A 13,351-nucleotide genomic window follows, 5' to 3' on the forward strand; every position below is an offset into this window, starting at 1 on the left:
TCTGAATCATGGATCCTGCCGTAGCCAACGACACTCCCGTCTCCGTCTCCGTCGCCGACGTACTGGCGGCGCAGGCGCGGCTGCGGCGTTATCTCGAAGTCACGCCCACGCACTACGCCGAACGTTTCGGCTGCTGGCTCAAGCTGGAGAACCTGCAACGCACCGGCTCCTACAAGGTGCGCGGCGCCATGAACGCGCTGCTGGCCGCGCGCGAGCGCGGCGACGAGCGCACCGTGATCACCGCATCCGCCGGCAATCACGCGCAAGGCCTGGCCTGGGCCGCGTATCGGCTGGGCATGCCGGTGATCACCGTGATGCCGCGTACGGCGCCGGAAACCAAAGTCGCCGGCGTCGCCCACTGGGGCGCCACCGTGCGCCTGCACGGCGAGACCTACGACGAAGCCAAGGCATTCGCCGCCGAACTGGCCGAACAGCACGACTATCGTCTGTTGTCCGCTTTCGATGACGCGGATGTGATCGCCGGCCAGGGCACGGTCGGGCTGGAACTGGCGGCGCTGTCGCCGGACGTGGTGCTGGTGCCGATCGGCGGCGGTGGTCTGGCGTCCGGTGTCGCGTTGGCATTGAAGTCGGCGTGCTTGTCCGGGACGCAAGCGTCCCGACGCGTGCGCATCGTCGGCGCGCAAGTCGAAGGTGTCGACGCGATGGCGCGCGCACTGCACGGCGACATGACATTGCGCGATCCCGCCGCCACGCTCGCCGACGGCGTGCGCGTCAAGGTGCCGGGCGAACTGACTCGTCGCGTGCTGGAAACACTGCTCGACGACATCGTCATCGTGCGCGAAGCCGAACTGCGCGAAACCCTGGTGCGGCTTGCGCTGGAAGAACACGTCATCGCCGAGGGCGCCGGTGCGCTGGCGTTGGCTGCCGGCCGCCGCATCGTCGGCAAGCGCAAGTGCGCGGTGGTGTCGGGCGGCAATGTCGATGCCGTCGTACTGGCACGCCTGCTCTCCGAAGTGCGGCCGCGGCCGCCACGCAAACCCCGGCGTCGTGTGCGCGAAGTCGATCCCGCCGTCCGTCTGGAGCGTGCACGACTTACACCGTCATTCCCGCGGAGGCGGGAATCCAGTGCCCCCGCTCCGGATTCCACGGAAGCAAGGCCACCGGATTCCCGCTTCACCGGGAATGACGAACCATCGCCCAAGCCACTCCCCCATACGAACAAGCAAGACAAGATTCCCGAGGAAATTCCCGCATGAACACTTCAGATCGAGGACGTGCTGTTGAAGGCACGACCGCCGCGCCCCCTCCTGGCGGCGCGCACGTCCGCATCTTCGACACCACCTTGCGCGATGGCGAGCAATCGCCCGGCTGCAGCATGTCGCCGCAACAGAAACTGGTGATGGCGCGGGCGCTCGACGAACTCGGCGTGGACGTCATCGAGACCGGCTTCCCGGCCAGCTCGCAGTCCGATCGCGAAGCCGCGGCGATGATCGCCCGTGAACTGCGCGAGCCGACATTGTGCGTGCTCTCGCGCTGCCTGCCCGCTGACATCGAGGCCTCCGCGCGTGCGCTGGAAGGCTCCGCCAAGCCGCGACTGCACCTGTTCCTGTCCACCAGCCCGCTGCATCGCGAGCACAAGCTGCGCATGAGCAGGCAGCAGGTGCTGGATGCGATCGCGACCAACGTCGCGCACGCACGCCGGCTGATCGACGATGTCGAGTTCTCGCCCGAGGACGGCATCCGCACCGAGCACGATTTCCTCGCCGAAGCCTGCGCCGTCGCCATCGCCAATGGCGCCAGCACCATCAACGTGCCGGATACGCTCGGTTACACCACACCGCAGGAAATCCGCGCGCTGTTCGAATTCCTGATTAGCACCGTGCCGGGCGCGCGCGACGTCGTGTTCAGCGCGCACTGCCACAACGACCTCGGCATGGCGGTCGCCAACTCGCTGGCCGCGATCGAGGGCGGCGCGCGCCAGGTCGAGTGCACCATCAACGGCATCGGCGAGCGCGCCGGCAACTGCGCGCTGGAAGAACTGGTGATGGCGCTGAAGGTCCGCAACGCCTGGTTCGAGGCCGACACCAGCATCGATACGCAGCGCCTGCTGCCGACCTCGCAGCTGCTCACGCGCCTGATCGGCATGCCGGTGCAACGCAACAAGGCGATCGTCGGCGCCAACGCCTTCGCCCACGAATCCGGCATCCATCAGCACGGCATGCTGCGTCATCGCGGCACCTACGAAATCATGCGCCCCGAGGATGTGGGCTGGCCCGATTCGCAGATGGTGCTGGGCCGCCATAGCGGCCGCGCCGCGGTCGCGCATCGCCTGCGCGCGCTGGGCTACACGCTGGAAGACGAACAACTCGACCAAGTCTTCACCGACTTCAAGACGCTGTGCGAGCAGCAGCGCGTGATCGACGACGGCGATCTGGAAGCACTGATGCACGGAGACACGCGCGGCGAGGGCTTCCGCCTGGCTTCGATGACGGTCAGCGATCGCGGCCAGCGCGCCAGCGCACAGGTCGAACTGTCCGATCCGGACGGCAAGCGCGTGAGCGAAAGCGCGCTCGGCGATGGTCCGGTCGATGCATTGTTTGCCGCACTGTCCGCCGCCACCGGCGTGAAGCTGACGCTGGAAAGCTATCAGGTGCACAGCGTCGGCATCGGCGCGGACGCGCGCGGCGAAGCCAACCTGAGCGTGCGCTGCGGTGACGGCTCCGGCGACAGCCGTGGCTATGAAGGCACCGGCACCAGCCGCGACATCATCGAAGCCAGCGCGCTGGCCTGGCTCGACATCGCCAACCGCGTACTGCGCGCACGCCGCAACGCCGATGCCGACGTGGTGGCCGCATGACATCCGCAACTCGTCCCGCCGCGCCTCGCACCATGTTCGACAAATTGTGGGACGCGCACGTCGTCGTCCCCGAGACGGAGGCCGCGCCCGCGGTGCTCTACATCGATCTGCACCTGATCCATGAAGTGACTTCGCCGCAAGCGTTCTCGGAGCTGCGCGCACGCGGACTGACGCCCGCGCGCCCGGAGCGCACCAAGGCGACCATGGATCACTCCACGCCGACCCTGCCTGCCGGTCCCGACGGCAAACTGCCCTACCACACCGAGGCGGCGGCGATCCAGGTCGACACACTGGCGCGCAACTGCGCCGAATTCGGCATCGAACTGTTCGACATGGGGTCCGCGCATCGCGGCATCGTGCATGTGATCGCGCCGGAACTCGGCTTCACGCAGCCGGGCATGACCATCGTCTGCGGCGACAGCCATACCTCCACGCACGGCGCCTTCGGCGCGCTGGCCTTCGGCATCGGCACCAGCGAGGTCGGCCACGTGCTCGCCACGCAATGCCTGCTGCAGCGCAAGCCGAAGACGATGTCGATCACCGTCGATGGCGAGCTCGATCCCGGCGTCGGCGCCAAGGACGTGATCCTGCACGTCATTGGCATGATCGGCGTGAACGGCGGCACCGGCCACGTCATCGAATATCGCGGCTCCGCCATCCGCGCGATGGACATGGAGCAGCGCATGACCTTGTGCAACATGTCCATCGAGGCCGGCGCGCGCGCCGGCATGGTGGCGCCGGACGACATCACCTACGCGTGGCTGGCCAAGGCGCCGCGCGCGCCCGGTGCCGGCGTCGTCAACAGTCTTGAGCTCGCGCAGGCGAAGGCGCGCTGGTCGCAGTTCGTCACCGACGATGGTGCGCACTTCGATCACCAGGTGTGGATCGACACCCGGGATATCCGTCCGACGCTGACCTGGGGCACGCACCCCGGCACGGCCATCGCCGTGGATACGCCGATTCCGGCACCAGGCGACGCGGCGGCGCGGAAATCGCTGGACTACATGCAGCTCGAAGCCGGACACCCCCTGCTGGGCACGCCGGTGGATGTCGTGTTCGTGGGTTCCTGCACCAACGGCCGCCTGAGTGACATGCGCGCCGTCGCGCGCGTGCTGCGCGGGCGCAAGGTCGCCTCGCACGTGCGCATGCTGGTGGTGCCGGGTTCCGAACAGGTGAAGCGCGAGGCCGAGGCCGAAGGCATCGACGCTGTCGTGCGCAACGCTGGCGCTGAATGGCGCGAGCCCGGTTGCAGCATGTGCATCGCCATGAACGGCGATCTGGTGGCGCCGGGACAGCTGGCGGTGAGCACCAGCAATCGCAATTTTGAAGGTCGCCAGGGGCCTGGCGCGCGCACGCTGCTGGCTTCGCCGCTGACTGCCGCGTGGGCCGCAGTGAATGGTCATGTGAGCGATCCGCGCGAGTTGTTCGAATCGCGTAAGGAGGTGGCGTGATGAGCAGCGGACTGCAATTCGTGCGGTCGCGCAGCGTCGTGCTGCGCCAGACCAACATCGACACCGATCAGATCATCCCGGCGCGCTTTCTCTCCACCACCGAGCGCAAGGGCCTGGGCCAGCATGCGTTCAACGACTGGCGTCGCCTGGCCGACGGCGCGCCGAATCCGGAATTCGCCTTCAACCAACCGGAGAACGCCGGCCGCAGCATCCTGCTCGCCGGCCGCAACTTCGGCTGCGGCTCCTCGCGCGAGCATGCGCCGTGGGCGCTGACCGATCTCGGCCTGCGCGCCATCGTCAGCAGCGAGATCGCCGACATCTTCCGCAACAATTCGCTGAAGAACGGCCTGCTGCCTGTGGTGCTGGACGAAGCCGACGTGCAGACGCTGATGCAGCGTCCCGACGACGAGCTGACCATCGACGTCGCCGCACGCGAACTGCGCACGCCGGACGGCCGCGCCTATTCCTTCCCGCTCGATGCCTTCGCCAGGACCTGCCTGCTCGAAGGTGTCGACGAACTGGGCTATCTGCTGGCCCGCAAACCCCAGATTCAAATCTACGAAACCCAAGTTTACGAGGCACGCCAACATGCACACTGAGATCCGGCACGCTGACATCGTCGTCCTCCCCGGTGACGGCATCGGTCCGGAAGTCACCGCCGCCGCCGTGGAGGTGCTGCAATTGGCGGCACAGCGCTACGGCCACCGCTTCAGATTGCAGGAACACCTGATCGGCGGCGCCGCCATCGACGCCACCGGCGAACCGCTGCCCGCCGCCACGCTGGACGCCTGCAAGCGCGCCGACGCCGTGCTGCTGGGCGCCGTCGGCGGACCGAAGTGGTCCGATCCCAACGCCAAGGTGCGGCCGGAACAAGGCCTGCTCGCGCTGCGCAAGGGGCTGGGCCTGTACGCCAACCTGCGTCCGGTGCAGCCGCATCCGGCCACGCTCGGCGCCGCGCCGATCAAGCCGCATCTGCTGGCCGGCGTCGACCTGCTGGTGGTGCGCGAGCTCACCGGCGGCATCTATTTCGGCAAGAAACAACGCGACGCCGACAAGGCCAGCGACCTGTGCGAGTACACCATCGCCGAGATCGAGCGCGTGGTGCGCCGCGCCTGCGAACTGGCGCGCGATCGCCGCCGCCACGTCACCTCGGTCGACAAGGCCAACGTGCTGGAGACCTCGCGCCTGTGGCGCGACGTGGCCACGCGCGTCGTCCGCGACGAGTTCCCGGACATCACGCTGGAGCACCAGCTGGTCGACTCGATGGCGATGCACCTGCTGTCGCGGCCGCGCGCCTACGACGTGATCGTCACCGAGAACATGTTCGGCGACATCCTCACCGACGAAGCCTCGATGCTGGCCGGCTCGATGGGCCTGCTGCCTTCCGCCTCGCTCGGCGAAGGCCGCGTCGGCCTGTATGAACCCATCCACGGCTCGGCCCCCGACATCGCCGGCCGCGGCATCGCCAACCCGATCGGCACCATCCTCAGCGTCGCGCTGCTGCTGCGCCATTCGCTGGGCCTGGAGCGCGAGGCTGCCTGCATCGAGCAGGCGGTCTCCGCCACCCTCGACGCCGGTATCCTCAGTGCCGACCTGGCCACGGCCGGCAATGCCGCGAGCACGGCCGGGGTCACCGCCGCCGTGCTCAATCGGATGGAAACGGGCTGCCAGGTGGCCGAACTGCGCGATTGAGGCACCCGCCCCCCCGCCAGCGGAGATTCGTCCCGCTGGCGGGAACCAGCGTTCAGCAGCGGCTGCTATAAATACAGAACCGATTGGTCTAGTATTGGGGTATGACCGCCCCATCCGCCCGCCAGCCGGCCTCCTCCGGCGCCGCCAGCAAGCCTGCCAGCCCCGGCCGGCCCAAGGATCTCGCCAAAGGCGCGGCGATCCTCGACGCCGCCAAGCGCATGTTCCTGCAGCACGGCTACGAGCGGATGAGCATGGACCAGATCGCCGCCGAGGCGGGCGTCTCCAAGCTCACCGTCTACAGCCATTACGGCGACAAGCAGACCCTGTTCCTGGAGGCCGTGAAGGCCCATTGCGACCAGCAGCTGCCCCTGACCCTGTTCGAGCCCTCCCCCGGCACGCCGCTGCGCGAGCGCCTGATGGAGATCGCCGAGGCCTTCCACGCCATGATCAGCTCGCCTGAGGCGGTCGCCGGGCACCGCCTGATGTGCACCCCGCAGATCGCCGATTCGGCGCTGCCGACCCTGTTCTGGGAGGCCGGCCCGAAGCGCATCAAGGACGGCTTCGCGGCCCTGCTGCAGCGGCGCATCAAGGCCGGAGAGCTTGAAATCGGCGACGTCCACCGCGCGGCGGTGCAGTTCTTCTCCCTGCTCAAGGGCGAATTCCACGACCGTCTGGTCATGGGCTGCGGCGGCGACATCACCGGCACGGTGGAGGAACATCTGAACGCCTCGGTCGACATGTTCCTGCGCGCCTACGAACGCCGCGCGCCAGTCGCCAAGGCGCGGGCATCGTGACCTCCGTCGCGGTGACTTCCGGCACTGCGTGCTGGTGTACTGCAACAGCGATCCTGTCTTCATCTTCCGCTACACAACCCCGTTAAAATCGCGGGCCGCCTTGCCCCGTATGAGATTCCGCATGCCGACGATGGACTACGCCAAAGCCCGCGAAACGATGGTGGAACAACAGGTCCGCCCCTGGGACGTGCTCGACGTGCGTGTCCTCGACGCACTGGCGACCCTGCCGCGCGAAGCCTTCGTGAACGAAACGCACCGCGCTCTCGCCTACAGCGACCTCGAGCTGCCGATCGGCCACGGCGAAAAGATGATGAAACCGGTGCTCGAAGGCCGCGCCCTGCAGGCGCTGGAAATCGATGCCGGAGACCGCGTGCTGGAAATCGGCAGCGGCAGCGGCTTCCTCGCCGCCTGCCTCGGCCGGCTGGCGCGCGAAGTGGTCGGCGTGGAACGCCATGCCGATCTCGCCGAGGCCGCGCGCGCGCGCCTGCAGACGCAAGGCATCGCCAACGTGCGCATCGAGACTGCCGATGCCTTCTCGTGGGAAGGTGACGGGCAGTTCGACGCGATCTGCGTCAGCGGCGCGGTGTCTGTAATTCCGCAGCGCTTCCTGCAATGGCTGCGCCCCGGCGGACGCCTGTTCGCCGTGCGGGGCGTTTCGCCGGTGATGGATGCCGTGCTCGTCCGCGCCGACGTCAACGGCCCGCGTACCCAATCGTTGTTCGAAACCGACCTCGCATATCTCGCCGGCGCCGCCCCCGCGCCCAAGTTTGACTTCTAAGTTGAAGGAATCTCCCATCATGAGTCGCCGCCCCCTCGCACTCACCCTTGCCATCGCCGCCCTGCTGCCGGCCTCGGCCTTCGCCGAAGACCTGCTGCAGACCTACGATCTGGCGCGCACAGGCGATCCGACCTACTCCGAAGCGGAATTCAGACGCCTGGCGACGAAGGAAGGCGCGGTGCAGGCGCGCGGACAGTTGCTGCCGCAGATCAACGGCAGTGCCGAATTGTCGCGGACGCACAGCAACAGTCAGGACGGCTTCGTCACCGCCACCGATCTGCAAGGCAATCCGGTCCGGATTTTCAGCGACGGCATTTCCAACACCCGCGGCCGGCAATACGGCGCTTCTCTGTCCCAGTCCATTTTCGACCTGGGCAAGATCAATAGCCTGCGCTCGCAGCGCGAGCTCAGCAAGGCTGCCGATTTCACGCTCGACAACGCAGGCAGCGACCTGATCACGCGCACCTCGGCGGCCTATTTCAATGTGCTGGTGCAGATCGAAACGCTGGCCGCGAACGAAGCCGCGGAAGCGGCCGCCAAGCGCCAGTTCGAATATGCCGACAAGCGCCTCGAAGTCGGTCTCGCGCCGATCACCGACGTGCACGAAGCCCGCGCCGAATACGACAGCGCCCGCGCCGCCACCATCCTGCAGCGCAACGCCCTGCAGGACGCGTATCAGGCATTGACCGAAATCACCGGCACCAAATTCATCAATCTGAAAGCGTTGCCGGACGATTTTCGCCCGGAGCTTCCGGCGGAGCAGAGCGCCGATACTTGGGTTGCTTCCGCCCTGGAACACAACCCGGGATTGAAGGCCATCGAATATCAGACCAAGTCCTCGGAAATCGACGTGTCCACGGCTCGCGCTGGGCATTTGCCCACCCTGAGCTTTGGCGCGAGCTACGGTCGCAACACCACCTGGAACGGCGACTCTTCATCGAGCTCGCTCAGCTCGATTGGCGGTGACGGCCACAGCCGTACCATCGGCCTGACATTGAACGTGCCGATCTTCTCGGGCGGCATCACGCAATCGCAGGTTCGCCAGGCCATTGCCACCCGCGACGCGACACGCGATGTGTACGAACAGCAGAAGCGGGCACTCGAGCGCAACACGCGCGATGCCTATCAGACACTCGTCGCCGGCGTCAGCGAAGTCGAGGCGCGCCGACTGGCCGTGGTGTCCGCCAAGGCCGCTTACGACGCCTCGCAGGTCGGTCTCGAAGTCGGTACCCGTACCGTGCTCGATGTGCTGATCAACCAACGCACCCTGCTCCAGGCACAAACCGACTACGCACAGGCCAAGTACAACTTCCTGCAGAACCGTCTGCTGCTCGATCAGGCCGCCGGCTCGCTCGACATCGACGACCTCCGCGACATCAACCGCCTCCTGACCGCCGACGCCACCGCGCAGTTGTCTCCGGGGCAGGTCGAAACGGGCCCGCTGCCGACGACGCCCGCACCGCAGAACAAGTAATCGCCGCAAAAAACGGATTCCGGGTATCGATCCGCGCTTCAGCGCATCGGGCCCCGGAATCCGTTCGCGTTTCTAGGAACCGGCACGCATCCTGGATCCGGCAGGCAGATCGCCGGACACCAGTTCCAATGTGCGCTGCAGCGTCCCACGCCCCTGCTCCACCAGCGCCAATCCGGCCGCCGCCATGGCCGAGCGCGTTTCCGGCTCGCGTAGCAGCGATTCGATGGCATCGCCGACTTCGCCCGCATCGCGACAGATCCGCAACGCACCGGCGGCATCGAGCTGCCGCGCGATGTCGGCGAAGTTGTGCAGATGCGGTCCCGTGACCGCGACCGTGCCGACCGCGGCCGGCTCCAGCAGATTGTGTCCGCCGATGTCCTGCAGGCTGCCGCCGACGAAAGCGACGTCGGCGCAGGCGTAGAAATCCATCAACTCGCCCAGCGTATCGATCACGAACACGCCGTCGTCGCGATCCGGCCATTGCGTGAGCTGGCGTGTCGCCACGCGCCAACCGGCATCGATCGCCTGCTGCGTGACGCCGCGGAAACGCTCGGGATGGCGCGGCGCCCACAGCAGCAGCGCATCGGTCCAGCGTTCGCGCAAACGGCGATGGATGGCGATCACCACCGCTTCTTCTTCCACGTGCGTGCTGGCGGCGATCCAGATCGGCCGCACGCCCACGCGCGCGCGGAACGCATCGGCCGTGGCGTGCAGGCCTTCCTCGTCGATGGTGATGTCGAACTTGAGATTGCCGGTGACCACGACCGCATCGCGATCGGCGCCCAGGCGCACGAAGCGTTCGCCGTCCCGACGCGATTGCGCGGCCACCTTGCGCACCGTGCGCAGGGCGCGACCGACCAGTGCGCGCAGTACGCGATAGCCGCGCAGCGAACGCTCCGACAGGCGCGCGTTGACGATGTAGACCGGGATGCCCTGATCGCGGCAGCAGAACAGCAGATTCGGCCACAACTCGGTTTCGACGATCATGCCCAGTTGTGGACGGAAGTGCGCGAGGAAACGCTTCACGGCGCCAGACAGGTCGTAAGGCAGGTAGACGTGTTCGATGCGATCGCCCCACAGCGCGCGCGCGCGCATCGAGCCGGTCGGTGTGATGGTGGTGACCAGGATGCGCAGGTCCGGACGTTCGCGCAGCAGGCTGTCGACCAGGGGCGCGGCGGCATTCACCTCGCCCACCGAGACGGCGTGCACCCAGACGGTCTCCGCATGCGGCGCGCCGACATAGACGGAATAGCGCTCGTTCCAGCGCTGGAAATATTCGGTCTGGCGGAAGCCGCGCCAGATCAGGTGATAGATCGTGATCGGCGCGAGCACGTACAGGACGGCCGAATACAGCCCGCGCAGCAGACGCTCGATGACGCGCTCGTTTGTCGCGGGCACGGTCACGATCTGTCGGATGCGGCAGGGGCGGCGTTCACCTTCACAGCATAGCCGCAGCGCCGGACCGTTAGAATCACCGGATAGAATCAGCGCATGTCAACGACGCCCCCGCCTCTTCCACCACCTCCGCTCGGCATCCGACACTGGCCGACATGGATCAACATCGGCGCGATGTGCCTGCTGGCGCGCCTGCCCTGGTCCTGGCAGCGGGTGCTGGGCCGATGGATCGGCGGCACGCTGCGCAGGCTGCTGCCGGAACGGCGCGCGATCGCCGCGCGCAATCTCGAACTCTGCTTTCCCGAACTCGACGCCGAGGCGCGCGATGTCCTGCTGCGCGAGCATTTCGCCGCGCTCGGCATCGGCCTGTTCGAGTTCGCGCGCGCCTGGTGGGGCTCGGTCGCGCCGCTGCGGCGCGGGATGCGCGTGGAAGGTCTCGAACACATCGAAGCCGCACGCGCCGGCGGCCGCGGCGTGATCGTCGTCTCCGGCCACTTCACCACGCTGGAAGCCGCGGCGCGGCTGATGTGCGATCACCTGCCGCTGGCCGGCATGTATCGTCCGCATGCGGAGCCGGCGATGGAATGGGCGGTGCGTCGCGGACGCGCGCGCTACGCCACGGCGATGTTTCCCAAGCAGGACGTGCGCGGCACCGTGCGTCATCTCAAGCGCGGCGGGCTGCTGTGGTACGCGCCGGATCAGGATCCAAGCCGCGGCGACAGCGTGTACGTGCCGTTCTTCGGACAGCCGGCGCACAGCCTCACCTCCACGCATCAGCTCGCACGCCTGTCCGGCGCCTCGGTGGTGCTGTTCCAGCACGAGCGCCGTGCCGATGGCGGCTACACCATGAAACTCTCGCCGATGCTGGAGGATTTCCCTTCCTCCGACGCCACCGCCGACACAGCAAAGGTGATGGCCGGCATCGAAGCGATGGCGCGCGCGGTGCCCACGCAATACCTGTGGATCCATCGCCGCTTCAAGCGGCGTCCGGATGGCGTGTCGCCCTACGCCGGCATCGGGAAGCGCTAGGTTCCGCCCGCTACGCGATCGCCGTCGCCGCGGCACGGCCTGCGCGCCGCCCCGAGAACAGGCAGCCGCCGAGGAAACTGCCTTCCAGTGCGCGATAGCCGTGCACACCGCCGCCACCGAAGCCCGATGCCTCGCCGGCCGCATACAACCCAGGGAGCGGCTGGCCATCGGGCGCGAGTACGCGCGCCTCCAGATCGGTCTCGAAACCGCCCAGGCTCTTGCGGGTGAGGATGTGCAGGCGCACCGCGATCAGCGGACCGTTGGCCGGATCGAGAATGCGATGCGGCTTGGCCACGCGCGTCAGCTTGTCGCCGCGATAGCGACGCGCGTTGTGGATCGCCATTACCTGGCTGTCCTTGGTATACGGATTGTCGAACTGCAGATCGCGCGCCTGGATCTCGCGCCGGATCTGCGCGACGTCGAGCAGGTTGTCGCCGCTCAATGCATTCATCCCCGCGACCAGTTCCTCGAGCGTATCGCGCACGATGAAATCGCGGCCATGCTCTTTGAACGCCTCCACCGGCCCCGGCGCGCGCTTGCCGACGGCGCGCTTGAGCACCTGGCGCCAGCTTTTGTTGGTGAGGTCGGGATTCTGTTCCGAGCCGGACAAGGCGAACTCGCGCTTGATGATCGCCTGATCGAGAATGAACCAGCTGTAGTCGTGACCGCTGCCGCGCAGATATTCCAGTGTGCCGAGTGTGTCGAAACCAGGCCACAGCGGCATCGGCAAGCGTTTGCCGGTAGCGTCGAACCACAGCGACGAGGGCCCCGGCAGAATGCGGATCGCGTGCATCGGCCAGATCGGATTCCAGTTCTCGATGCCTTCCACGTAATGCCACATGCGATCGCGATTGATCAGGTTCGCGCCCGCGGCCGCGCCGATGTCGAGCATGCGCCCATCCACGTGCGCGGGCACGCCGCAGATCATGTGCGCGGGTGCGGCGCCGAGGCGCTCCGGCCAATAACGGCGCACCAGTTCGTGATTGCCGCCGATGCCGCCGGAACAGATGATCACCGCTTGCGCGCGTTGCTCAAAATCACCGACGACCTCGCGTGAACTCGACTTGCCGCGATCCATCCCGTCCGGCGCCAGCACGCTGCCGCGCGCGCCGGTGACGGTGCCGTTCTCGACGATGAGTCCATCCACGCGATGACGGAAGGCGAAACGCAGCAGGCCTTTCTTCTCCGCCTCGCGCGCGCGCCGCACGAACGGCTCGATCACGCCGGGACCGGTGCCCCAGGTGACGTGGAAGCGCGGCACCGAATTGCCGTGACCGATCGAACCATAGCCGCCGCGTTCGGCCCATCCCACCACGGGAAACCAGCGCATGCCCATGCCGTGCAGCCAGGCGCGCTTTTCGCCAGCGGCGAAGTCCACGTAGGCCTCGGCCCAGCGTCGCGGCCACAGATCCTCTTCCCGATCGAATGCCGCCGTGCCCATCCAGTCGGCCAGCGCCAGCGCGTGCGAGTCGCGGACTCCCATGCGCCGCTGCTCCGGCGAATCGACGAAGAACAAGCCACCGAACGACCAGAACGCCTGCCCGCCGAGACTCTGCTCCGGCTCCTGCTCCAGCACCAGCACGCGTTTGCCGGCATCGGTCAGCTCGGTGGCCGCGACCAGGCCGGCGAGGCCGGCACCGATGACGATTGCATCGTTCGAGTCCTGCATCTCGCCCACCCCCACGTGACGGAAGGCCTCGAATTTAACGCGGTGCGGAGGACTTGCCTATCTCCCAAGAGCCAAACGGAGAAAGTCTCCACTCTTCGCTTCTAAGAATGCCGAACCCACCTCAGCAACCGGAGACCCGGAGGGCGGCGCACAAGGATGTGCGCCGTTTTTCGACCGAGCCAGGATGGCGAGTCGAAAAATCCTGATAACAACGAAACTCTGGGGCTGCTTCGTCGGGGAAAGCGTTTTTC

The 13,351-nt window shown here is 67.2% G+C and carries 11 protein-coding genes; 9 read left to right on the forward strand and 2 right to left on the reverse strand.

Annotated elements, in window-relative coordinates:
- Positions 1 to 8: 8 nt before the first annotated feature.
- The 8 genes from AC1RNP_RS10205 (at position 9) to AC1RNP_RS10240 (ending at position 9,007) form a co-directional block, all read left to right on the forward strand.
- Positions 9 to 1,217, forward strand: coding sequence for a threonine dehydratase (locus tag AC1RNP_RS10205; protein WP_493051141.1), 1,209 nt, complete (start codon positions 9 to 11; stop codon positions 1,215 to 1,217).
- On the forward strand, positions 1,214 to 2,818 hold the full coding sequence (locus AC1RNP_RS10210; RefSeq protein WP_493051142.1) for a 2-isopropylmalate synthase: 1,605 nt from the start codon (positions 1,214 to 1,216) through the stop codon (positions 2,816 to 2,818). The genes AC1RNP_RS10205 and AC1RNP_RS10210 overlap by 4 nt, the downstream gene beginning before the upstream one ends.
- Positions 2,815 to 4,269 (forward strand): 3-isopropylmalate dehydratase large subunit, encoded by a 1,455-nt coding sequence (gene leuC, locus AC1RNP_RS10215; RefSeq protein ID WP_493051143.1) that lies wholly within the window; start codon positions 2,815 to 2,817, stop codon positions 4,267 to 4,269. The genes AC1RNP_RS10210 and leuC overlap by 4 nt, the downstream gene beginning before the upstream one ends.
- On the forward strand, positions 4,269 to 4,868 hold the full coding sequence (leuD, locus tag AC1RNP_RS10220) for a 3-isopropylmalate dehydratase small subunit (RefSeq protein ID WP_493051144.1): 600 nt from the start codon (positions 4,269 to 4,271) through the stop codon (positions 4,866 to 4,868). Before leuC ends, leuD begins: the two co-directional genes overlap by 1 nt.
- A complete protein-coding gene (gene leuB / locus AC1RNP_RS10225) occupies positions 4,858 to 5,961 on the forward strand; it encodes a 3-isopropylmalate dehydrogenase (RefSeq protein ID WP_493051145.1) in 1,104 nt (367 codons plus the stop codon). Before leuD ends, leuB begins: the two co-directional genes overlap by 11 nt.
- Positions 5,962 to 6,062: 101 nt before the next feature.
- Complete coding sequence (locus AC1RNP_RS10230) at positions 6,063 to 6,755, forward strand: TetR/AcrR family transcriptional regulator (RefSeq protein WP_493051146.1); 693 nt, start codon at positions 6,063 to 6,065, stop codon at positions 6,753 to 6,755.
- Between the two features lie 109 nt (positions 6,756 to 6,864).
- Positions 6,865 to 7,533 (forward strand): protein-L-isoaspartate O-methyltransferase family protein, encoded by a 669-nt coding sequence (locus AC1RNP_RS10235; RefSeq protein ID WP_493051147.1) that lies wholly within the window; start codon positions 6,865 to 6,867, stop codon positions 7,531 to 7,533.
- Positions 7,534 to 7,552: 19 nt separating this feature from the next.
- Entirely contained in the window at positions 7,553 to 9,007 is a 1,455-nt protein-coding gene (locus AC1RNP_RS10240) for a TolC family outer membrane protein (protein WP_493051148.1), read from the forward strand.
- Between the two features lie 72 nt (positions 9,008 to 9,079).
- Here AC1RNP_RS10240 and waaA read toward each other — a convergent pair whose 3' ends face one another.
- Positions 9,080 to 10,411 (reverse strand): lipid IV(A) 3-deoxy-D-manno-octulosonic acid transferase, encoded by a 1,332-nt coding sequence (gene waaA, locus AC1RNP_RS10245; RefSeq protein WP_493051149.1) that lies wholly within the window; start codon positions 10,409 to 10,411, stop codon positions 9,080 to 9,082.
- Between the two features lie 87 nt (positions 10,412 to 10,498).
- Between waaA and lpxL the strand changes: the two genes are divergently transcribed.
- The gene (lpxL, locus tag AC1RNP_RS10250; protein WP_493051150.1) at positions 10,499 to 11,431 is read left to right on the forward strand and encodes an LpxL/LpxP family Kdo(2)-lipid IV(A) lauroyl/palmitoleoyl acyltransferase; all 933 of its coding nucleotides are present in this window, start codon (positions 10,499 to 10,501) and stop codon (positions 11,429 to 11,431) included.
- 10 nt (positions 11,432 to 11,441) lie between these two features.
- On the opposite strand, the gene AC1RNP_RS10255 is transcribed toward lpxL, so the two are convergent.
- Positions 11,442 to 13,100, reverse strand: a complete 1,659-nt coding sequence (locus AC1RNP_RS10255; protein WP_493051151.1) for an FAD-binding dehydrogenase — start codon at positions 13,098 to 13,100, stop codon at positions 11,442 to 11,444.
- Between the last annotated feature and the right edge of the window lie 251 nt (positions 13,101 to 13,351).

It is taken from the genome of Luteimonas sp. GW821-FHT14E02 (assembly GCF_058803905.1).

What these genes read in the sequence shown, in the direction of transcription:
- AC1RNP_RS10205 (WP_493051141.1), top strand. Translation starts at nt 9, where the DNA reads ATGGATCCTGCCGTAGCCAACGACACTCCCGTCTCCGTCTCCGTCGCC.
- AC1RNP_RS10210 (WP_493051142.1), top strand. Translation starts at nt 1,214, where the DNA reads ATGAACACTTCAGATCGAGGACGTGCTGTTGAAGGCACGACCGCCGCG.
- leuC (WP_493051143.1), top strand. Translation starts at nt 2,815, where the DNA reads ATGACATCCGCAACTCGTCCCGCCGCGCCTCGCACCATGTTCGACAAA.
- leuD (WP_493051144.1), top strand. Translation starts at nt 4,269, where the DNA reads ATGAGCAGCGGACTGCAATTCGTGCGGTCGCGCAGCGTCGTGCTGCGC.
- leuB (WP_493051145.1), top strand. Translation starts at nt 4,858, where the DNA reads ATGCACACTGAGATCCGGCACGCTGACATCGTCGTCCTCCCCGGTGAC.
- AC1RNP_RS10230 (WP_493051146.1), top strand. Translation starts at nt 6,063, where the DNA reads ATGACCGCCCCATCCGCCCGCCAGCCGGCCTCCTCCGGCGCCGCCAGC.
- AC1RNP_RS10235 (WP_493051147.1), top strand. Translation starts at nt 6,865, where the DNA reads ATGAGATTCCGCATGCCGACGATGGACTACGCCAAAGCCCGCGAAACG.
- AC1RNP_RS10240 (WP_493051148.1), top strand. Translation starts at nt 7,553, where the DNA reads ATGAGTCGCCGCCCCCTCGCACTCACCCTTGCCATCGCCGCCCTGCTG.
- lpxL (WP_493051150.1), top strand. Translation starts at nt 10,499, where the DNA reads ATGTCAACGACGCCCCCGCCTCTTCCACCACCTCCGCTCGGCATCCGA.
- AC1RNP_RS10255 (WP_493051151.1), bottom strand. Translation starts at nt 13,100, where the DNA reads ATGCAGGACTCGAACGATGCAATCGTCATCGGTGCCGGCCTCGCCGGC.